Below are 20,638 nucleotides of genomic sequence, written 5' to 3' on the forward strand. Positions count from 1 at the left end.
GCGGTCAACCAAAGCCGTTCAGGATCAGCACCCCCGGCAACCAGCCGGTGAACACGCCCGCCAGACCGGTCGCCAGAGCGACGGCACGGCTGATCGGAGCGCGCAGCGCCAGCGCCACGAAATACAACACCCAAAGCCCCGACCACGTCAGCCAGCTCAGGCCAAGCCACAGGGCGAAGGCGCTGTCTGCATCCGCCACCTCGCGCCAGGCCACGGGCAGGACGGTGATCGCCACGAACAGGCTGAACCAACCCAGCCCGCGCCCGTCGCCTCCGGTCAGCCGGTTCCACGCCACCCAAAGATAGGTGATCGCGAACAGCAGCGTCATCGCCGCGGCTGCGATGGAAGTGTCATCGGCACCGGGGCCAAGGGCCATATATCCCGCGACCACCGCCGCAATGGTTCCGCTGGCCAGATTGATCGGTACGATTTCACGGGAATCGATCTGGTCGGCCATCCACAATGAATTCAGGCATAAGACGGCACCGACATAAAGCAGCACGAGACCCGTCAACATCGAACACTCCGATCAGGGGAATTTGCAAGGGTGGTCTAAAACGCACACGGCCCGGCGCAGATCGCACCGGGCCGCCTGTTGGTCAGGTGCCGCTATCAGTGGGCGCCATCAGAGGCCAGAGCGGAGGCGCGGGCCTCTTCCTCGGCATTGGCGCTGGTGCCGTTGAAAATGGCGTTCAGCGCGACGGCCCAGATCGAGGCAAGCAGGATGCCGCTTTCGATCAGCGGGTGCCAGGCATGGGGCAGGTGCATCTTGAAGTCAGGTGCGATCAGCGGGATCATCCCGGCGCCCAGCGAAATGGCGACGATCAACCCATTGAACTTGTTCACCTTGAAATCGACAGCGCCGAGGATGCGAACACCCGTGGCCGCGACCATTCCGAACATCACCAGACCCGCACCGCCCAGAACCGCGACCGGCAAGGCCTCGACAATGGCACCCATCTTGGGGATCAGGCCGAGCACGATCATGATCGCGCCACCCATGACGCAGACATAGCGTGACCGGATGCCCGTTACCCCCACAAGACCGACGTTCTGGCTGAACGAGGTATAGGGGAAGGTGTTGAACAACCCACCGATCAGCGTGCCCAGACCATCGGTGCGCAGACCGGCGGACAGGCTGGTGCGCTCCAGTTTCTTGCCGCACATGTCAGACAAGGCCAGGAACATGCCCGTGGATTCGATCATCACGACAATCATCACCAGCGTCATGGTAATGATCATGACCGGATCAAAGATCGGCAGACCAAAGTGGAACGGGGTGATGATGGCGAACCACTTGGCGGTGCCGACATGTTCGAATTGCATCAGGCCCATGGCCCCGGCGGCAACTGCGCCGACAATGATGCCCAGCAGCACCGCGATGTTGGACCAGAAACCGCGGGCGAACTTCATCACGCCGATGATCGTGAACAGCACAAGAAACGCGATCCCCATGCTTTGCACTGTGGCATAGTTGGGGTTTTCCACTGATGGCGCGATATTCAATCCCTCCGGAATCGCGGGGATAGCGCCCGCGTCAAGCATCCCGCGTACCTCTTTGAGCCAGGCCAGATGTTCCGGATTGACGATCTTTGGTGCGGTCGGGCCGACAGGCAAGCCGAAGATCCAGTTGATACCGATGCGCATCAGGGTCACGCCGATGACCAGAATGATCGTGCCGGTCACAACCGGTGGAAAAAACCGCAACATCCGGCTGACCAGCGGGGCGATCAGCATGGCGATGATACCGGCACCGATAATTGCACCGAAAATCATCCGCGCCCCTTCCGTGCCGGGGTTGGCGGCGCCGATGGCAACCATCGGGCCGACCGACGCAAAGGTCACGCCCATCATGACCGGAAGTTTGACACCGAAATATTTAGAGGCCCCCAGCGATTGGATGATCGTCACGACGCCGCAGACGAAGAGGTCGGCGGAAATCAGGAAGGCGACATCGGGCGGCGACAGGCCCAGCACACGCCCGACAATAAGCGGCACCGCGATGGCGCCAGCATACATGACAAGAACGTGTTGCAGGCCAAGCGTAAACAGTTTTGGCCCGGGGATTCTTTCGTTGACCGGATCGTGGTGCGGCATATTCTCGTCAGATGTCACTGACATGATTGGGTCTCCTCCCCAGTGTGAAAAACTATCTTGCTGTTAAAGTCTGTCTGGCCCGGTGCCTCAGCCATAGCTGGACACCGGCATTCCGGCGAGCGCGGCCATGTTCAGAAGGCCGCGCACTGTCACGCCGGGGGTGACGATATGCGCGCGGTTGCCCATACCCATCAGGATCGGCCCAACCTCAAGCCCGTCTGCCACCGATTTCAGGATGTTGCGCGTCGCGCCTGCCGCGTCGGTGTTGGTATAGACCAGCACGTTGGCCTTTCCGGTCAGGCGGCTGCCCGGGAAAAGACGTTCGCGCAGATCCGGGTCAAGTGCGGCGTCGGTGTGCATCTCGCCCTCATATTCAAACCCGGTATCGGTGGCATCGAGCAAGGCCAGCGCATCGCGTGCCACCCGGCCTGAACGGCTGTCGAGGTTGCCGAACTGGCTGCCCGAACACAGGGCCACCTTGGGTTTGATCCCAAAGCGTTTCACATGGCGCGCGGCGGCGATCATCGTTTCAGCCAGTTGCCGCGCATCGGGTTCGGTGTTGACATGGGTGTCGGCGATGAACAGCGGCCCCTTGTCCAGGATCATCAGCGACAGTGCCCCGGCCGGGTGCAAATCGTCGTTCGCCAGGATCTGCTGGATGTAATTCAGGTGCCACAGGTACTGACCCACAGTGCCGCAGATCATGCTGTCCGCCTCGCCCCGGTGGACCATCGTCGCGGCGATGGCGGTGGAGTTGGTGCGCAGGATCGCCTTGGCCAGATCGGGGGTGACACCCTTGCGCTGCATGATGGCGTGATAGCTGCCCCAGTAATCCCGGTATCTTGCGTCGCTTTCAGGGTTCACCAGTTCGAAATGCTCACCGGCCCGCACCGAAAGCCCCTCACGCTCGATCCGTTGTTCGATCACCTCGGGGCGGCCGACAAGGATGGCGGTTTCGCTCAGCTCTTCGGTCATTGACTGAACGGTACGCAGCACACGGGGTTCTTCGCCCTCGGCAAACACGATGCGGCGCTGTTCCTTGCGCGCGGCCATGAAAACCGGCCGCATGATCAGGGCCGAGCGATAGACCTGAGTTTGCAGGCTTTTGCCGTAGGCCTCCAGATCAATCTCGCGTGTCGCCACGCCGCTTTCGATGGCCGCTTTGGCCACAGCCACAGCGATGGTCGGCAAAAGCCGGGGGTCAAAGGGTTTCGGGATCAGGTATTCCGGGCCAAACGCGAGCCGTTCGCCCTGATATGCCGCACCCAGTTCGGCGCTGGCCGGCGCGCGGGCAAGCCCGGCAATCGCTTCGACACAGGCGACTTTCATCGCGTCGTTGATCTCGGTCGCGCCGGAATCCAGCGCGCCGCGAAAGATGAACGGGAAGCACAACACGTTGTTCACCTGGTTCGGATAATCGCTGCGCCCTGTGGCAATCAGCGCCTCGGGGGAAACCTCGCGTACCAGCTCGGGCATGATTTCGGGTGTTGGATTGGCCAGCGCAAAGATGATCGGATGGGCGGCCATCTTTTTGACCATCTCCTGCGTCAGCAGGCCGGGGCCAGAGACGCCAAGAAACAGGTCGGCGCCCTCCATCGCATCCATCACGCTGCGCATCTCGGTATTGCGCGCGAATTCTGCCTTCTCTGCGGTCAGGTTGTTGCGCGAGGTGTGCACCACTCCCTTGGAATCCAGCATGGTGATGTTTTCCTTCTGGACCCCCATCACCATCATCATCTTCAGGCAGGCAATACCGGCGGCCCCGGCGCCCAATGCGACGACCTTGATATCCTCGAACCGCTTGTTCGCCACCAGCAGCGCGTTGGTGGCGGCGGCGGCGGCAACGATGGCAGTGCCGTGCTGGTCGTCGTGAAAGACCGGGATGCCCATCCGTTCACGGCAGATCCGTTCGACGATGAAACAGTCGGGGGCCTTGATGTCTTCGAGATTTATCGCGCCGAATGTCGGCTCCAGACGGCAGACCAGATCGGCCAGCTTTTCGGGGTCGGTCTCGTTCACTTCGATATCGAAACAATCGATCCCGGCGAATTTCTTGAACAGGACCGCCTTGCCCTCCATCACCGGTTTGGACGCCTGCGCGCCGATGTCGCCCAGACCCAGAACCGCGGTGCCATTGGTGATCACCGCGACCAGATTGCCCTTCGCGGTATAGCGGAAGGCTTCCTGTGCGTTCTTCTCGATTTCCAGACAGGCTTCGGCCACGCCGGGGGAATAGGCGCGGCTCAGGTCGCGCCCGGTCGCCATTGGCTTGGTCGCCCGGATCTCGAGCTTTCCGGGCCGGGGGAATTCGTGATAATCCAGTGCGGCCTGGCGTTCAGTGGCCTTTTTGGTGTCTTCTGGTGACATCTCAATTCTCCTGTTGCGGCTTTTTTTATATTCTTACGTTATGCCAAAGCGTCTGGCAGTTCATCAAAACCGGCGTCTTCAGCAAAACCACCGGCTGCTGCTTGGGTTCGGGACTGCGCAGCACTGTGGGGCCCGAGAAGGCGAGGGCGTGCCACGGGAAGTCGCCCCCGTTCCGTTGATTTTGTCAAAGAGCCTGCGCGCGCGATCGGTCGATGAGGTCGTGACGTCCGGCAAGGCCCGACCGATGCGCCCAAGCGCGACGGTGCGATGGCTTTGCCGGTTCTGCATTAAAAATCGACTTCGATTGCAATGCCTTTTTCCACGGCCAGATCGACAACCGCTGACGCAACTGCCAGATCCTGAAGCCCGACACCCGTGCCATCGAACAGGGTGATTTCGTCATCTGACGTGCGGCCCGCGTGGCTGCCGTTGATCACGGCGCCCAGTTCGGTGATGTCTTCGCGACGGATCGACAGGTCCAGCATGGCGTGCTGGCATTCGCCGATGGTGATCGACTGGGCGATTTCGTCGGTGAACAGGGTCGCGTGGCCGATCAGGGCGGTATCGACCTCCATCTTGCCTTTGGTATCCGTGCCCATACAGGCGATATGGGTGCCCGGTTTCACCTGATCGTGGGTCAGGATCGGATCGATGCTGGAGGTGATGGTGACGATCACATCGGCCTGCGCCCCCAGTTGTTCGACCGTGACGGATTCGAACGCGAGGCCCAGACCTTCGGCGACTTTGCGCAGCCCATCGAGTTTCTCGGGCGAGCGGTTCCAGGCCACGACCTTTTCGAAATTCCGTTGTGCAGCGACGGCGCGCAACTGGAACGCCGCCTGATGGCCCGCGCCGATGATGCCAAGCACCTTTGCGTCCCTGCGCGCCAGATGCGCGACCGAAACCGCTGCGGCGGCGGCAGTGCGCAGAGCGGTCAACAGGTTGCCCCCGACGACGGCGCGGCATTTGCCAGTGTCGGCATCAAACAGGAACACGGTGGACTGGTGGTTGGTCAGCCCCTTTGCCGCATTGCCCGGCCAATAGCCGCCGGATTTCAACCCGAGATCCAGCGCCGCCCGGTCGAACCCTGACTTGAATCCGTACAGCGCATCGGCATGGCCGATCGCTTCGCGGATCACCGGAAAGTTGTATGCGGATTTCGCAGCCATCGAGGCGAAGACCTTTTCAACCGCGTCAAAGCTGGCTTCGGGGGTGATAAGATCGGCAATGGCGGCTTCGGGAACGATGTACATGGGGAATCCTTCATGGTTGGCGTCGGCACCCCCGGGCCCCGTTGCCGGGGCCTCCTCCCGAGCTCCGGGGGTGCCTGTTTTTGTGGTGAAGCTTCGGCTCAATATGCCTTGCCGCGGGCCGAGACCGGCCACAGGGTTTCCACCTTGCCGCCGCGTACGCCGACATACCAGTCATGCACGTTGCAGGTCGGATCGCAGTGACCCGGCACCAGCCGCAGCTTTTCGTTGATCTTCAGCACGCCATCGGGGTCGGCGACGACGCCATGCTCATCAGAACACTTGATGTATTTCACATCGTCGCGGCCAAAGATGAACGGCAGACCACTGTCCACCGATTGCGCCTTGAGGCCGGCATCGACGACGGCCAGATGCGGTTTGGCGTGGCTCATCACACTGGTCAGGATGAACAGCGCATTTTCCCATTCGCCTGCGTCGATCCGGTTGCCGTCCTTATCATGGATGCGGCCATAGTCGGCATCCATGAAGGCATAGGAACCGCACTGCAATTCGTTATAAACGCCTGAATTGCTTTCGAAATAGTACGATCCGGTGCCGCCGCCCGACACGAATTCAGGCTTCAGCCCGATTTCGGTCAGTGCGTCCACGGCATCCTTGACCTGTGCGATGGCGGCATCCAGCTTGATCTTACGCTCATCAAAACTGTCGATATGCTGCATTGCGCCCTGATAGGCCTGAATACCGGTGAACTTCAGTCCCTCGGCGGCATCGATTGCCTTGGCGATTTCCAAGACTGCGGCGGTTGTCGTCACGCCGCAACGTCCAGCGCCGCAATCGATCTCGATAAAGCAATGGATCGTCGTGCCATGCTTGACCGCCGCCGCCGAAAGATCGGCCACATTCGTCACGTCATCGATACAGACGGTAATCTTCGAGCCGCGCTTGGGCAGGCGGGCCAGACGGTCGATCTTGGCCGGATCGCGGACCTGATTGGACACCAGAACGTCCTTGATCCCGCCACGCACAAAAACTTCGGCTTCGCTCACCTTCTGACAGCAAACGCCGACTGCACCGCCCAGTTCTTCCTGCAGCTTTTGCACGTCGACCGATTTGTGCATCTTGCCATGCGACCGGTGGCGCATGCCATGGGCCTTGGCATAGTGGCCCATCTTCTTGATGTTGCGCTCCAGTGCATCCAGATCCAAAATCAGGCAGGGCGTCTGAATGTCGGCTTCGTCCATGCCGGGAACGGCGGGAACGTCATAGCCTACTTCGAGGTCATCATAGTTGATATCTTTCAAGGTCTTAGCTCCTAATGCTGCATCCAGGGCAATTTGCCCAGATCGACGTTTCCGCCAGTGATGACGACGCCGACGCGCTTGCCGGCAAAGACTTCGGGGTTTCTGAGGATTACGGCCAGCGGGACGGCGCTGCTGGATTCCATCACAATTTTCATACGTTGCCAAGTCAGGCGCATCGCATCGATAATCTCTTGATCGCTTGCCGTCAGGATGTCGGTGACGTGGGTCTTGACGAAATGCCAGGTCAGTTCTTTCAGCGGCACCTTGAGCCCGTCTGCGACGGTTTCCGGGGCATCGTCGGCGATGATGTGACCGGCCCTGAAAGACCGGGCCGCATCGTCAGCCTGATCCGGTTCGGCGGCATAGATCCGGACGTCGGGCGCAATGGTGGACAGGGTCAGGCAAGTCCCCGAGATCATCCCGCCGCCACCGATCGGCGCGATCACAGCGTCAAGACCGCCGCCGTGATCCTGCTCCATCTGTTCCAGCAGTTCGCGCGAACAGGTTGCCTGACCCGCAATCACCCGAGGGTCGTTATAGGGATGCACAAAATCAGCCCCGGTTTCTTCCTGGACACGGGCGAAATATTCCTCGCGGCTGGTGGTCGAGGGTTCGCATTCCGTCACGATGCCGCCGTATCCTTTGACCGCATCTTTTTTGGCCTGAGGCGCCGTGCGCGGCATCACAACGTGGCACGGAATGCCGCGCCGACCGGCCGCATAGGCGAGTGACAGCGCGTGATTACCGCTGGAATGGGTCGCAACACCGTTTTTCGCCATTTCATCCGAAAGACCGAACACCGCATTGGATGCGCCGCGCACCTTGAACGCGCCGGCCTTCTGGAAATTCTCGCACTTGAAGAACAGTTGCGCACCGGTCAGGGCGTTCAGATAGGACGAAGTCAGAACCGGTGTGCGATGAATATGCGGGCAAACGCGATCGTGCGCCTCGATCACGTCGTCCCATGTGGGGATGATCATTCCGTTAACGTCTTTCATTCTGCAGCAGCCTTTTTCTGGGCATTGTCGCGGCGATAGAAATTTTGCGCCGCGGCAACGCCCGAACCCAGTTTGATATCAAGCCCCAGGTCGACCATCACCATTTCAGCAACACCCAGACCCGAAAGCATCATTGCGTCGGTCAGCGAACCGAGATGGCCGATCCGGAAAACCTTGCCTGCGACTTCGCCCAGACCGACGCCAAATGCCATACCGTAATCGCGCGCCGCGACGGTGACGATATCGGTGGCGTCGAACCCTTTGGGCGTGCAGATCGCTGAAACGCTGTCGGAATACAGCTCGGGGGATGCCGCGCAGAGCTTCAGGCCCCAGGCGTCGACAGCGCGTCGCACCCCGGTGGCGATACGGGTGTGACGGGCCAGAACGTTGTCCAGACCTTCGGCCTCGATCAATTCAATCGACAGTTTCAGACCGTTCAACAGGCCAACCGGCGGCGTATAGGGATAGGCATTGTTGGCATAGCCTTTGGCCATGTCGCGGATGTCGAAAAAGGTGCGCGGCAGGGTCGCGGTATCAATCGCCTTCATCGCCTTGTCGGAAAATCCGACGATTGCCAGACCGGCGGGCAGCATAAAGCCTTTTTGCGATCCGGTGACGGCAATATCGACGCCCCAATCGTCCATCCGGAAATCCATCGACCCGATCGAGCTGACGCCATCGACAAACAGCATCGCGGGGTGTTTGGCGGCATCCAGAGCGCGGCGCACCGCAGCGATGTCTGATTTCACACCGGTCGCGGTTTCGTTGTGGGTGGCCAGCACGACCTTGATCGAATGGGATTTGTCGGCCTTCAGGGCCTCTTCGTATTTGTCGGCAGGCAGACCCTCACCCCAAGGGGTTTCGACAATCTGCACGTCCAGTTGATGACGCTGGCACATGTCGATCCAGCGGTGGCTGAACATGCCGTTGCGCGCGGCCAGAACCTTGTCCCCGGGGGACAGCGTGTTGGTCAGCGCGGTTTCCCAGCCGCCGGTGCCCGTGGAGGGGAAGATGAAAATCTTTGCGCTTTCGGATTTCAGGATACGGCGCACGCCATCGAGGCAGGGATGCAGGATCTTGCCAAACACGGGCGACCGGTGGTCAATCGTCGGCATATAGCAGGCTTGGCGGATCGCCTCGGGCATGTTGGTCGGGCCGGGAATGAAAACTGGGTTCTGAAAGCTCATGTCGTCCTCCGTCAGGTTGGGTTGCCCCTACGATAAGTCCAACCGCCATGTTCTCCTAGTTTTCTGAAAAAGTTTTCCGTTTCCGAATTTTCCCAATTCATGCCATGTTATCAAGGTACTGAATTTTTCAACTCGGTCTACCCGGATCATCAGATAAATTGGCAGGACCTTATGGATTTCGCAAAGAATGACGGGCCCGGTTCCCCAGCAGCGACACCGCGCAAGGCGCGAGGGCGTCCGCGCGGGTTCAATGACAGCACCGAACAGAACACGATCAAGTCGCTGGACCGTGCGATGACCCTGCTGGCCCGCCTGTCGGACCTTGAGGGGGCGACCCTGACCGGTCTGGCCGATGATCTGGGCGAGTCGCCATCGACCCTGTACCGGGTGCTGACCACCTTGCAGGCCCACAGCATTGTCGAGACTGATGACAGCGATCAGACTTGGCACATCGGTCCGGGCGCGTTTCTGATCGGGTCGGCGTTCTTGCGACGCACCAGCCTGATTGACCGATCCCGCCCCGCCTTGCGGCATTTGATGCGCGACAGCGGTGAGACGGCCAATTTGGGAATTCTGAACGAAGGTCAGGTGCTGTTTGTCAGTCAGGTGGAAACCCGCGCGCCGATCCGTGCGTTCTTTCCGCCCGGCACACGGTCTGCGCTGCATGCATCAGGCATCGGCAAGGTGCTTATGGCGGATATGGATGACGCCAGCCTTGCGCTTCTGATTGCTGCCGGGCTGCCACGCTACACTGAAAATACCCTGACCGAAGGCGATGCCCTGATCCGGGATATGGAAGTGATCCGGGCGCGCGGATATTCGCTGGACGACGAAGAGCGTAACGAGGGTATGCGATGTATCGCTGCCCCGGTGCGCAATGCCCATGACGAGGTGGTGGCGGGTCTGTCGTTGTCGGGGCCGACGGGGCGGGTCACCACCGCCCGCATCCCCGAACTTGCGTCACTTGTGGTCGCCGCAGCCGAAAGTGTGACCCGCGGCCTTGGCGGCCACCCCTCAGCGACGGGTCAGTGACAGGGCGGCGTGGCGGTTCACATCCTTGTACAGCAGATAGCGGAACGGCCCCGGGCCGCCAGCATAACAGGCCTGCGGGCAGAAGGCGCGCAGCCACATGAAATCGCCGGCCTCAACCTCGACCCAGTCCTTGTTCAGGGCATAGACCGCCTTGCCTTGCAGCACGTACAGCCCGTGTTCCATCACATGGGTTTCCAGAAACGGGATCACGCCGCCCGGTTGCAGGGTGACGATGGTAACATGCATGTCGTGGCGCAGATCGCCCGGATCGACAAAGCGCGTCGTTGCCCATGCGCCGTTGGTGTCGGGCATGACATATGGCGCGATGTCCTGTTCATTCAGGATCAGCGGCTCGGGCTTTTCAATCCCCGGTGCGGCTTCATAGGCCTTGCGAACCCAGTGGAACCGGGTCACCGCATCGGTGTTGTTGCGCAATGACCAGTCGGCGCCTGCAGGGATATAGGCATATCCGCCCTCAGTCAGCGCGTGGGCTGTGCCGCCGATGGTCAGGGTGAACCCGCCCTCGACGACGAACAACACGCCCTGCGCGCCATCATCGGCTTCCGGGCGATCGCTGCCGCCGCCGGGTTGGACCTCCATGATGTATTGCGAGAACGTCTCGGCGAAACCGGTCATCGGGCGGGCAATGATCCACAGGCGCGTGGCGTCCCAGTGGGGCAGGGCGCTGGTGGTGATATCGCGCATCGTGCCATGTGGAATCACGGCATAGGCATCGGTGAACACCGCACGTCCGGTCAGAAGATCGGTTTGCGGAGGATGGCCGCCGGTGGGGGCGAAATACTTGGGCGCGGTCATGGTGCTCTCCGATACATGGGTCTGGCGCCATCATCGCGATGTTCGCAACCGGTGACAGGGATATAATTTAACAAGTTCTTTCGGTTATTTTTGAAGAAACAGCAGGGCACAGCACAGGCCTGCGGCAACCCGGCCAGCCGCGCTCCCTTCCTTGGATAGGGAGCGCGTTTTCAGTAAAGCGTCTGATCCGGAAAGACGGCGGCAGCGAACCCTGAACGATACAGGGCCGAAAGCGTGGCAAGGGGGGCTGCGACCGCGCCAAGGCGGACTTCGTCGCCGCCGAAACGGCCCACGGTCACGACGGTAACCCCCGCTGCGGAGGCATGTGCCATCAGCGCCTCGGCGGCGTCAAAGCCGCAGGCCACCAGATAGCGCGCCTGATCCTCGCCGAACAGCGAACCCGTGTCGGTGCTGTCAAGCGTGAGACCGATGCCCGCCGCTTCGGCCAATTCGAAAGCCGCCAGAGCCAGCCCGCCATCACCAAGATCGGTTGCGGCGTTCAGCCATTGGCGGTTGTCATGCAGGAAAGCGGCGTTGCGCCGTTCGGCGTCGAAATCCACGGGCGGTGCGTCGCCTTCGGCCCGGGCGAACATTTCGGCCAGCAGGGCGGATTGGCCAAGGTGGCCGGTGGTGTCGCCGATCACAACGGCATAATCGCCCTCAAGCGGGTGCCCGGCGATCAGATCTTCCGGCGATCCGATCAGACCGACCGCGCCGATGGTGGGGGTGGGGAGGATGCCGGTCCCGTCGGTTTCATTATACAGCGACACGTTGCCCGAAACGATCGGCATGCCAAGGGCCGTGCAGGCCGCGCCGATGCCTTCGATCGCGCCGACCAGCTGACCCATGATCTCGGGCTTTTCGGGGTTGCCGAAGTTCAGGTTGTCGGTGGCCGCCAGCGGGGTTGCACCCACGGCGATCAGGTTGCGGTATGCCTCGGCCACGGCCTGTTTGCCGCCCTCGACCGGGTTGGCCATCACATAGCGCGGTGTGACATCCGAGGTGAAAGCGATCATCCGGTCGGTGCCGTGCACCCGGATCACCCCGGCACCCAGCCCCGGCGTGCGTAATGTGTCGCCCATCACCTGCGTGTCGTACTGCTCGTATACCCATTGTTTCGCCGCATAGTTGGGCGAAATGATCAACGCGCGCAGCCCCTCCATCGGGTCGATGTCGAGCGTTTCGGTAAACGGTTCGGCGGCGGGGGTCGGCACCCATGGGCGGTCATATTCGGGTGCATTGCCCGACAGGGCCTTCAGCGGCAGATCGGCTTTGACCTCGCCGTTCAGCATCACCAGAAACCGGTCTTCCGCGATGGTTTCGCCGACAATGGCAAAATCGAGATCCCATTTGTCGAATACCGCCTTCGCCTCGGCCTCTTTCTCGGGACGCAGGACCATCAACATGCGTTCCTGCGACTCGCTCAGCATCATTTCATAGGCGGTCATGCCGGTTTCGCGCACCGGCACTTTTTCAAGGTCAAGCCGCACGCCAAGGTTGCCCTTGTCGCCCATTTCAACCGCCGAACAGGTCAGACCCGCCGCGCCCATATCCTGAATCGAGATCACGGCGCCGGTCGCCATCAGCTCCAGCGTCGCCTCCATCAGCCGCTTTTCGGTGAATGGATCACCCACTTGCACGGTCGGGCGCTTTTCCTCGATGGTGTCGTCGAATTCCGCCGATGCCATGGTTGCACCGCCGACCCCGTCGCGCCCGGTCTTGGCCCCAAGGTAGACGACCGGCATTCCGACGCCGGATGCGGCAGAATAAAAGATCGCATCCGCCTCGGCGATTCCGGCGGCAAAGGCGTTTACCAGACAGTTGCCGTCATAGGCGGCGTGAAACCGCACTTCGCCACCAACCGTCGGCACACCGAAACAATTGCCGTATCCGCCCACACCGGCAACCACACCGGTGACAAGCTGTGCGGTCTTGGGGTGCTCGGGGCGTCCGAACGACAGTGCGTTCATTGCTGCCACGGGACGCGCGCCCATGGTAAAGACATCGCGCAGAATGCCGCCCACACCCGTCGCCGCGCCCTGGTAGGGCTCGATGTAACTGGGGTGGTTGTGGCTTTCCATCTTGAACACCAGCGCCAGCTTGCGCCCGTCCGGCCCGTCGCCGATATCGACGACTCCGGCATTTTCGCCCGGCCCGCAGATCACCTGTGGCCCGGTGGTGGGCAGGGTGCGCAACCACTTCTTTGACGATTTATAGGAACAGTGCTCATTCCACATGGCGGAAAAAATGCCCAGTTCGGTGAACGTCGGAGTGCGCCCGATAATGTCGAGAACGCGCGCATATTCGTCAGGCTTGAGCCCGTGCGCAGCGATCAGATCGTCGGAAATGGCTGGTTCTTGCATGGTCGTCCCTCGCAGCTTGCTGATCTTCTAGTCGCTGCGGCGGGCAGGGGGAAGGCCGGGTTGGCCCTGTTCAACCAGAAGGGCGCAGATTGTTGTGCTGTGACCGAGATTGATCCTGCAGGGTATGCAGTCGAGAAAAGGGCGCCCATACAGGGCGCCCCATCCGTGAATATGGATATTTCGTCAGGCCGGTGCGGTCAGTGGAACCGTTTGATCGCGCCGGACTTCAGCCGCTCATTATACGACGCCAGTTCGCGCCTTACGATCGGCATCAGAACATAGAGCGCACTGATATTGACCACGGCCATGGCAAAGATCGCCGCATCCGAGAAATCGATCACCGGACCAAGACTGGCCGCCGCGCCGATCACCACAAAGATGCAGAAGATCACCTTGAACAGCAGTTCTGTCGTCTTGCCTTCGCCAAACAGATAGGTCCAGGCCTTAAGCCCATAGTATGACCACGAAATCATCGTCGAGAAGGCGAAGAGAATCACCGCAACGGCCAGAACATAGGGGAACCACGAAAACCCGGTGGCAAAGGCCGCCGAGGTCAGGGCAACGCCGCTGACGTCGCCCACCGTCGCGATAGAGGTTCCAGCTTCGTTCAGGACGAAAAGTCCGGTCTCCGGGTCCGTGATCAGCGTGCCGGAAATCGTGATCACCAGCGCAGTCATCGTGCAGATCACCACGGTGTCGATGAACGGTTCGAGCAGCGACACATAGCCTTCGGTCACCGGCTCTTTTGTGCGGACCGCACTGTGCGCGATGGCCGCCGAGCCGACACCGGCCTCATTCGAAAATGCGGCCCGCTTGAACCCCTGAATAAGCGCACCGACGAACCCGCCCGCAACGCCAAGCCCGGTGAAGGCCCCAGCAAAGATCGCGCCAAAGGCCGCGCCGATCTGATCGTAATTCACCAGCAGGATAATGAGCGCCGCGCCGACATACAGGATGCCCATGAACGGCACGACCTTTTCGGTGACCCGTGCGATGGATTTGATCCCGCCGACGATCACGGCAAACACCACACCGGCAAAGATGATTCCGGTGATCCAGCCCGGGAAATCACCCACGATACCCTCGATCTGCGCATGGGCCTGATTGGCCTGAAACATGTTTCCGCCCCCCAGAGAGCCAAGAATGCAGAAGATCGAAAACACCACAGCAAGAAATCTGCCACCCGGTTTGCCCCGTTCCGCAAACCCCTTTTTCATATAGTACATCGGGCCACCCGACACGGTGCCGTCCGGGTATTCGTTGCGGTATTTCACGCCCAACGTACATTCGGTGAACTTTGTCGCCATGCCAAGAAGACCGGCAAGGATCATCCAAAAGGTCGCCCCCGGCCCGCCGATGCCCACGGCCACCGCCACGCCGGCGATATTGCCCAGCCCGACAGTCCCGGACAGTGCGGTGGTCAGCGCCTGAAAATGGCTGACCTCGCCCGCGTCGTTCGGATCAGAGTAATCGCCCCGCACAAGTTCGATGGAATGCCAGAAGCCGCGCAGCTGGATCAACCCAAAATACACAGTAAAGATTGAGGCCGCGACGACCAGCCAAAGGACGATCCACGGAAAGGACGTGCCGGGCAGCGGGGCGAAGATCAGGTTGACGAAGGGTCCGGTTACCGTGGCAAAGACGTTGTTTACCTGTTGATCAATGCTCATCGCCTCGGGGGGCGCGGCGGTTTGCGCCATCGATACAGTGACAGACGCGGCCCAGAGGGCGGGCGCCACAAGGGCGAGTGTTTTGCGATTCATGATGTTTCCTCAAGCCACGACTGTCACGGGAACGGGTGCGCTCATCACCAGACTTGCAGTGGCGCTGCCCATGAAACGCTGCACGAATCCACCCTCAGACATGCGCGCGACGATGATTTGCGCGGCGCCTTCGTCGGTGGCGGTGCGAATCAGGCTTTCGGCAACATCGCCGTGGCGCACCAGACCGCGTGCCGAAAATCCGGCGTCGGTCAGTTCCTTGACGGCCGGATCGACAATGCGGCTGAGGGCGGCCGCGATTTCTTCTTTGCGGCGTTTGTGACGCTGTTCATTTTCCTCGGCGGTCTGGAAGCTGAACGGTGACCATTCAATGACATACACGACGAGCAATTCGCAGTCGCCGATAAGTGTCGCAAGCTGTTTGGCATGTTTGACGGCGCGTTCACCCGTTGCCGTGCCGTCGAGCCCGATAAGCAGTGTCGTTGGCATTATTGACCCTCGCTGTTGTTCTTTTTTCAGGGGAACTGGCGCCAGGCGGGACGGCGTGGCGTCGATCCCTTGGCGAGAATTACGCGCGAATAAGCGTTTTCGGTCAAGAAATTTATCGAAAACGGGCGATCAGGCCGAGAGTCGGCGATTGCGAAAAGCGTCTGCATCGCCGGCGGTGGCGTTTCAGTCGAAAAGACGGGCCAGCGCGGAACGGTGCACCATGCTGCACGATTCCATTACATCCGCGAATCGGTCGAAATGTCGATTTGTCAGGGTGCGTGGGATGCGACCGTCGTTCGCCGCAGCGCAAAAAAAAGGCCGAGCACGAAGCTCGGCCAAGTCCAACAGGGAGGTAGAAGGCTGGGAAAAATGCCCCGCTGCCTTCTGATTGGGGAGTTAGTCCTGACCCGGATAGGTTTCAAGGCGTATCCGAAAGTTCGTGCGCATTGCTGATATGCACTCTGCGCATGTCTATCTAAGCTTGCGCGAGTGCGGCATCTTCTTCGCGCTGACGCTGGCGATAGGTTGACAGCTCTTCGATCAGAAAATCGCGGAAGGCGTGGATCCGCTTGGATTGACGCAGTTCTTCGGGATAGGCGAGGAAAACGGGCACTTCGGCAGACTCGAATTCCGGCAGAACCCGCACCATCGTCGGAAAATCCTCGATTATATAATCGGGCAGGACGCCGATCCCCAGATTGTTCAGAACGGCCTGAAGCACGCCGAAATAGTTGTTGATGGTCAGCAATGAAGGACTGTCATAGGCCATCAGTTCCTGCACCATATACGCGCCCGCGCTGACCTGTGCCGAGGTGGTATTCTGACAGATCAGGCGGTGCTGACCAATATCGGAAAGCCGCTTGGGCGTGCCATTCTTTGCCAGATAGTCCGGCGAGGCGAACAGGCGCATGCGCACCGCGAACAACCGCTTGCGGATCAGATCGGCCTGACTGGGTTCTTTCATCCGGATCGCAAGGTCGGCTTCGCGCATCGGCAGGTTCAACACCCTTTCATCGAGAATCAGATCGATTTTCAGATCGGGGTATTTTTCGAACAGTGCCGGCAATCGCGGCGCCAGCCACAGCGAGCCGAAACCGGTTGTTGTGGTCACGCGCAGTTCTCCGAACACCTCTTCTTCGCTGTCTTTGATCCGCGCCGTCGCCGTATCCACCCGCCGCGCCATAGATTTGGTCGCATCGTGCAGCAATTCGCCCTGTTCCGTCAGAATCAGCCCCCGGGCATGCCGGTGAAACAAGGTTGTGTTTAACACTTCTTCCAGCGCGCGAATCTGGCGCGACACCGCCGATTGCGACAGGTGCAACACCTCGCCAGCGTGAGTCAGGCTGCCCGCATCTGCGACAGCGTGAAATATTCTGAGCTTATCCCAGTCCATAGAGCACCATTCCGATCGGAGTTAGCGCGAACGCTTTGCCACCTGTTAGCGGCTCAGTAGCATGCATTGCAAAGAAACGGAAAACGCGAATAGGATTTTGTAGGTCAGCAATTTTGACCTAGGTTATAGGTATGGGCAACTGACCGGGAGGGACAGGAGATGCGGCAGGATGTAACACTTCATGATCGCTATGACCTCGGGAAATCCGGGGTTCTGCTGAACGGCACTCAGGCTCTGGTGCGGCTGATGCTGATGCAAAAGGCCCGCGACCGGGCGGCAGGGCTGAACACCGGCGGTTATGTCACCGGCTATCGCGGATCGCCTTTGGGCGCAGTCGACATTGTGATGGGGCAGGCGGCATCGGTTCTGACCGCCGCCGATATCGTGTTTCAGCCCGGTTTGAACGAGGATCTCGCCGCCACCGCTCTTTGGGGCACGCAGCAGGCCGAATTGCGCGGCGAAGGCCGGTTCGATGGCGTGTTCGGATTGTGGTACGGTAAGGGACCGGGGGTTGATCGTTCGGGCGACGTGATGCGCCACGCCAATATGGCCGGCACTTCGCCACATGGCGGTGTCCTGATGGCGATGGGCGACGATCACACCGGCGAATCATCCACCGTCTGTCATCAGTCCGACTGGGCCATGGTTGACGCCTATATGCCGGTCCTGTCGCCCGCCGGGGTGCAGGAAATCCTCGACTATGGGCTATATGGCTTTGCTTTATCGCGGTTTTCGGGGCTTTGGGCGGGCCTGAAGCTGATGAAGGACACGGTCGAAGTCACCAGCGTCATCGATGGCAGCCCTGACCGCATGTCCTTTGTGACACCCGAGTTCGAGATGCCTGCAGGCGGGTTGAACATCCGTCTCGGCGATCACTGGATCCCGCAGGAAGCGCGGGTCATCGACCACAAACGATTCGCCGCCGAGGCATTTGCCAAGGCCAACAGGATTGACCGGCGCATGCACGGTAAATCGGGGGCGAAAATCGGCTTTGTCGCGGCGGGAAAGAACTGGCTCGACCTGACGCATGCCCTGACGCTGTTGGGGCTCGACGAGGCCGAATGTCAGCGGCTTGGCATCACCACCTATAAGATCGGGCAGGCGTTTCCGCTGGATATGGAGTCGTTCCACGATTGGGCCGAAGGGCTGGATCTGATCGTGGTGGTCGAGGAAAAGCGCAAGCTGATCGAGGTGCAGATCAAAGAGGCGATCTTTGACGACCGGCAGGGGCGCCGCGTCTGGGGTTGGCGTATGGGCACCACCCACGGGCCGGAACTGTTCCCGACGCGGTTCGCGCTGGACCCGGTGATGATCGCCGAAAAGCTGGGCAAGATTCTGATCGATGAAGGCCGGCGCACCGATGCTCTGGAAGGTGCGCTGTCCCGTCTGGGCGAATCGCGCCGCGCCGATAATGCCGACGATATCGCGTCTCGCCTGCCGTATTTCTGTTCGGGGTGTCCGCACAATACGTCAACCAAGGTGCCTGAGGGGTCGCGCGCCTATGCCGGGATCGGCTGTCACTTTATGGCGCAATGGATGGACCGCGAAACCGCCGGTTTCACCCATATGGGCGGCGAGGGAGCGAACTGGGTGGGCGAGGCGCCGTTTTCCACTCGCGGCCATGTGTTCCAGAACCTCGGCGACGGAACCTATAACCATTCGGGCGTGCAGGCGATCCGCTTTGCGCTGATGGCGGGCACCACGATCACTTATAAAATCCTTTATAACGATGCAGTTGCGATGACCGGTGGTCAGCCGAACGACGGCGGGCTGACCGCGGAACAGATCGTGGCCGAGGTTCGGGCGATGGGCGTGAAATCCGTTGCTGTGGTTCACGATGAAAAAGAGGAAGTGGACCTGTCCGGTTTCCCCAAAGGCGTGCAGATCGCCGAGCGGGCCGACCTTTTGTCAATTCAAAAGGAGTACGCGCAGAAAACGGGTGTCAGCGTTATCGTCTATATTCAGACCTGTGCCGCTGAGAAACGCCGTCGCCGCAAGCGTGGTCAGTTTCCCGACCCGGACAAACGCGTGTTCATCAACACCGACGTCTGCGAAGGCTGCGGCGATTGCGGCGTTCAATCCAACTGTGTCTCACTGGTTCCGGTGGAAACCGAACTGGGGCGCAAGCGGGCGATCGACCAATCGTCCTGCAATAAGGATTACAGTTGTATCAAGGGGTTCTGCCCCTCTTTTGTAACCATAGAAGGGGCGGAAATCCGGCGTGAGGCGACGGCTGAAGTGGATATCGGCATCTTGCCTGATCCCGTTTTGCCAGAGATCCGCGGCACCCATAACGTCGTCGTAACCGGTGTTGGCGGCACCGGTGTGGTGACCATCGGTGCGATCATGGCCATGGCGGCGCATCTGGATGGCAAGGGGGCCGGCATGATGGAAATGGCCGGCCTTGCGCAAAAAGGCGGCGCGGTCCACATCCATTGCCGCATCGCGAATTCCCCAAAGGATATCAGTGCGATCCGCGTGGCGACAGGAGAGTGTGACACGCTGATCGGCGGCGATCTTGTGGTGTCCGCCGGAGCAAGAACCATCGGATTGATGAAACCCGGAGCCTCGGGCGGTGTGGTCAACAGCCACGAGATCATCACCGGCGATTTCACCCGTGATATCGAGTTCCGCATTCCGTCCGACCGGCTCTCGCTTGCTTTGGAGTCTCGGTTGAAGAACCGGCTGCAAATGTTTGATGCGACTGAACTTTCCGGGACTCTTATGGGCGATACGATCTTTTCGAATATGATGGTGTTCGGGGCGGCCTGGCAGCGCGGTCTGGTGCCTCTGACGGTTGACTCGATTAAGGCGGCGATCACGTTGAACGGCGCGTCCGTCGATCGGAATCTCAGAGCGTTTGAACTGGGCCGGTGGGCGGCGGAAAATCCGCAAAAGGTACAGGAGATCCTCACGTCCAAGCTCTTGACACTGCCCAAGTCTTCGGACGAGCGGATCGCGTTTCGCGCCGACCACCTGACCGGGTATCAGGGGCAACGGCTGAGCGCGCGGTATCTGCGGATGCTGGATGGGATCGAGGATGAAGCGCTGCGCGAAGCCGTGTCAAAAGGATATTACAAGCTGCTGAGTTATAAGGACGAATACGAAGTCGCGCGACTGCTTTCCGCCACCCGCGACAAGGCCGCAAAAGAGTTTGGCGGCGATCTGAAGCTGACCTTCCACCTTGCGCCGCCGCTGCTGACCCAAATCGGCTCGGATGGCCGCCCGGTCAAACGCCCCTTTGGCGGCTGGATCGAGCGGGCGTTTCCGTTGCTGGCGCGGCTTCGGTTCCTGCGTGGCACGCCGTTCGACCCGTTCGGATATACCGCCGAGCGAAAGATGGAGCGCAGTTTGATCCGGCAGTATGAATCCGACATGACAGAGGTTCTGAAATCCCTGTCGCCGGCGACGCGGGATGCGGTAATTGCCCTCGCCGAGTTGCCGTTGCAGATCAGGGGGTTCGGTCCGATCAAACAGGCCAACGAAAAGACGGCAGCCAAACGGCGCGAAGAGCTGCTTTCGACCATCCGCGCAGGCGGGCCGCAAATGCTTCGTGCAGCAGAGTAATCTGATGGCCCGCGACGGCATTAAGGGCCAAAAGCGACAATGGACTTTACGCGCCGACGGACATATCCCTGAACTGCGGTCAGGGGCATGCCCTTG

Annotated in this window: 14 protein-coding genes; 2 read left to right on the forward strand and 12 right to left on the reverse strand. The window is 60.5% G+C overall.

The features are described 5' to 3' along the window. Nucleotides 1-4: 4 nt before the first annotated feature. From FQ320_RS05425 to bhcA, 7 genes are all read right to left on the reverse strand, one after another. A complete protein-coding gene (locus FQ320_RS05425) occupies nucleotides 5-517 on the reverse strand; it encodes an AmiS/UreI family transporter (protein ID WP_148470574.1) in 513 nt (170 codons plus the stop codon). A 95-nt stretch (nucleotides 518-612) separates the two neighbouring features. Further along, on the reverse strand, nucleotides 613-2,121 hold the full coding sequence (locus FQ320_RS05430; protein WP_148470575.1) for a nucleobase:cation symporter-2 family protein: 1,509 nt from the start codon (nucleotides 2,119-2,121) through the stop codon (nucleotides 613-615). Between the two features lie 63 nt (nucleotides 2,122-2,184). Continuing rightward, entirely contained in the window at nucleotides 2,185-4,464 is a 2,280-nt protein-coding gene (locus FQ320_RS05435) for an NADP-dependent malic enzyme (protein WP_148470576.1), read from the reverse strand. Nucleotides 4,465-4,751: 287 nt separating this feature from the next. Then, nucleotides 4,752-5,717, reverse strand: coding sequence for an iminosuccinate reductase BhcD (gene bhcD, locus FQ320_RS05440; RefSeq protein WP_148470577.1), 966 nt, complete (start codon nucleotides 5,715-5,717; stop codon nucleotides 4,752-4,754). A 98-nt stretch (nucleotides 5,718-5,815) separates the two neighbouring features. After that, nucleotides 5,816-6,976 (reverse strand): 3-hydroxy-D-aspartate aldolase BhcC, encoded by a 1,161-nt coding sequence (bhcC, locus tag FQ320_RS05445; RefSeq protein ID WP_148470578.1) that lies wholly within the window; start codon nucleotides 6,974-6,976, stop codon nucleotides 5,816-5,818. Between the two features lie 11 nt (nucleotides 6,977-6,987). Next, the gene (bhcB, locus tag FQ320_RS05450; protein ID WP_148470579.1) at nucleotides 6,988-7,974 is read right to left on the reverse strand and encodes a beta-hydroxyaspartate dehydratase BhcB; all 987 of its coding nucleotides are present in this window, start codon (nucleotides 7,972-7,974) and stop codon (nucleotides 6,988-6,990) included. Further along, nucleotides 7,971-9,161: an L-aspartate--glyoxylate aminotransferase BhcA gene (bhcA, locus tag FQ320_RS05455; protein WP_148470580.1), complete on the reverse strand. Its 1,191-nt coding sequence runs from the start codon at nucleotides 9,159-9,161 to the stop codon at nucleotides 7,971-7,973. The genes bhcB and bhcA overlap by 4 nt, the downstream gene beginning before the upstream one ends. A 171-nt stretch (nucleotides 9,162-9,332) precedes the next feature. Here bhcA and bhcR point away from each other — a divergent pair, with 171 nt between their 5' ends. Further along, nucleotides 9,333-10,193, forward strand: a complete 861-nt coding sequence (gene bhcR / locus FQ320_RS05460; protein WP_148470581.1) for an HTH-type transcriptional regulator BhcR — start codon at nucleotides 9,333-9,335, stop codon at nucleotides 10,191-10,193. On the opposite strand, the gene FQ320_RS05465 is transcribed toward bhcR, so the two are convergent. From FQ320_RS05465 to FQ320_RS05485, 5 genes are all read right to left on the reverse strand, one after another. Continuing rightward, on the reverse strand, nucleotides 10,176-11,009 hold the full coding sequence (locus FQ320_RS05465; protein WP_148470582.1) for a bifunctional allantoicase/(S)-ureidoglycine aminohydrolase: 834 nt from the start codon (nucleotides 11,007-11,009) through the stop codon (nucleotides 10,176-10,178). The genes bhcR and FQ320_RS05465 overlap by 18 nt on opposite strands. Nucleotides 11,010-11,179: 170 nt before the next feature. Further along, nucleotides 11,180-13,372: a phosphoribosylformylglycinamidine synthase subunit PurL gene (gene purL / locus FQ320_RS05470; RefSeq protein WP_148470583.1), complete on the reverse strand. Its 2,193-nt coding sequence runs from the start codon at nucleotides 13,370-13,372 to the stop codon at nucleotides 11,180-11,182. 197 nt (nucleotides 13,373-13,569) lie between these two features. Then, the gene (locus FQ320_RS05475; RefSeq protein WP_222861574.1) at nucleotides 13,570-15,072 is read right to left on the reverse strand and encodes a sodium:alanine symporter family protein; all 1,503 of its coding nucleotides are present in this window, start codon (nucleotides 15,070-15,072) and stop codon (nucleotides 13,570-13,572) included. A 72-nt stretch (nucleotides 15,073-15,144) separates the two neighbouring features. After that, nucleotides 15,145-15,582, reverse strand: a complete 438-nt coding sequence (locus tag FQ320_RS05480; RefSeq protein ID WP_148470585.1) for a universal stress protein — start codon at nucleotides 15,580-15,582, stop codon at nucleotides 15,145-15,147. A gap of 475 nt (nucleotides 15,583-16,057) precedes the next feature. Next, the gene (locus FQ320_RS05485; RefSeq protein ID WP_148470586.1) at nucleotides 16,058-16,975 is read right to left on the reverse strand and encodes a LysR family transcriptional regulator; all 918 of its coding nucleotides are present in this window, start codon (nucleotides 16,973-16,975) and stop codon (nucleotides 16,058-16,060) included. A gap of 159 nt (nucleotides 16,976-17,134) precedes the next feature. Here FQ320_RS05485 and FQ320_RS05490 point away from each other — a divergent pair, with 159 nt between their 5' ends. After that, nucleotides 17,135-20,542, forward strand: coding sequence for an indolepyruvate ferredoxin oxidoreductase family protein (locus FQ320_RS05490; RefSeq protein ID WP_148470587.1), 3,408 nt, complete (start codon nucleotides 17,135-17,137; stop codon nucleotides 20,540-20,542). The last annotated feature ends 96 nt before the right edge of the window (nucleotides 20,543-20,638 follow it).

This window comes from Oceaniovalibus sp. ACAM 378 (genome assembly GCF_008085915.1).
Classification (GTDB): Bacteria; Pseudomonadota; Alphaproteobacteria; order Rhodobacterales; family Rhodobacteraceae; genus Oceaniglobus.

Bases quoted from the DNA above. Each gene is read 5' to 3' on its own strand.
- FQ320_RS05425 (WP_148470574.1), bottom strand. From the start codon at position 517: ATGTTGACGGGTCTCGTGCTGCTTTATGTCGGTGCCGTCTTATGCCTG.
- FQ320_RS05430 (WP_148470575.1), bottom strand. From the start codon at position 2,121: ATGTCAGTGACATCTGACGAGAATATGCCGCACCACGATCCGGTCAAC.
- FQ320_RS05435 (WP_148470576.1), bottom strand. From the start codon at position 4,464: ATGTCACCAGAAGACACCAAAAAGGCCACTGAACGCCAGGCCGCACTG.
- bhcD (WP_148470577.1), bottom strand. From the start codon at position 5,717: ATGTACATCGTTCCCGAAGCCGCCATTGCCGATCTTATCACCCCCGAA.
- bhcB (WP_148470579.1), bottom strand. From the start codon at position 7,974: ATGAAAGACGTTAACGGAATGATCATCCCCACATGGGACGACGTGATC.
- bhcA (WP_148470580.1), bottom strand. From the start codon at position 9,161: ATGAGCTTTCAGAACCCAGTTTTCATTCCCGGCCCGACCAACATGCCC.
- bhcR (WP_148470581.1), top strand. From the start codon at position 9,333: ATGGATTTCGCAAAGAATGACGGGCCCGGTTCCCCAGCAGCGACACCG.
- FQ320_RS05465 (WP_148470582.1), bottom strand. From the start codon at position 11,009: ATGACCGCGCCCAAGTATTTCGCCCCCACCGGCGGCCATCCTCCGCAA.
- purL (WP_148470583.1), bottom strand. From the start codon at position 13,372: ATGCAAGAACCAGCCATTTCCGACGATCTGATCGCTGCGCACGGGCTC.
- FQ320_RS05475 (WP_222861574.1), bottom strand. From the start codon at position 15,072: ATGGCGCAAACCGCCGCGCCCCCCGAGGCGATGAGCATTGATCAACAG.
- FQ320_RS05480 (WP_148470585.1), bottom strand. From the start codon at position 15,582: ATGCCAACGACACTGCTTATCGGGCTCGACGGCACGGCAACGGGTGAA.
- FQ320_RS05485 (WP_148470586.1), bottom strand. From the start codon at position 16,975: ATGGACTGGGATAAGCTCAGAATATTTCACGCTGTCGCAGATGCGGGC.
- FQ320_RS05490 (WP_148470587.1), top strand. From the start codon at position 17,135: ATGCGGCAGGATGTAACACTTCATGATCGCTATGACCTCGGGAAATCC.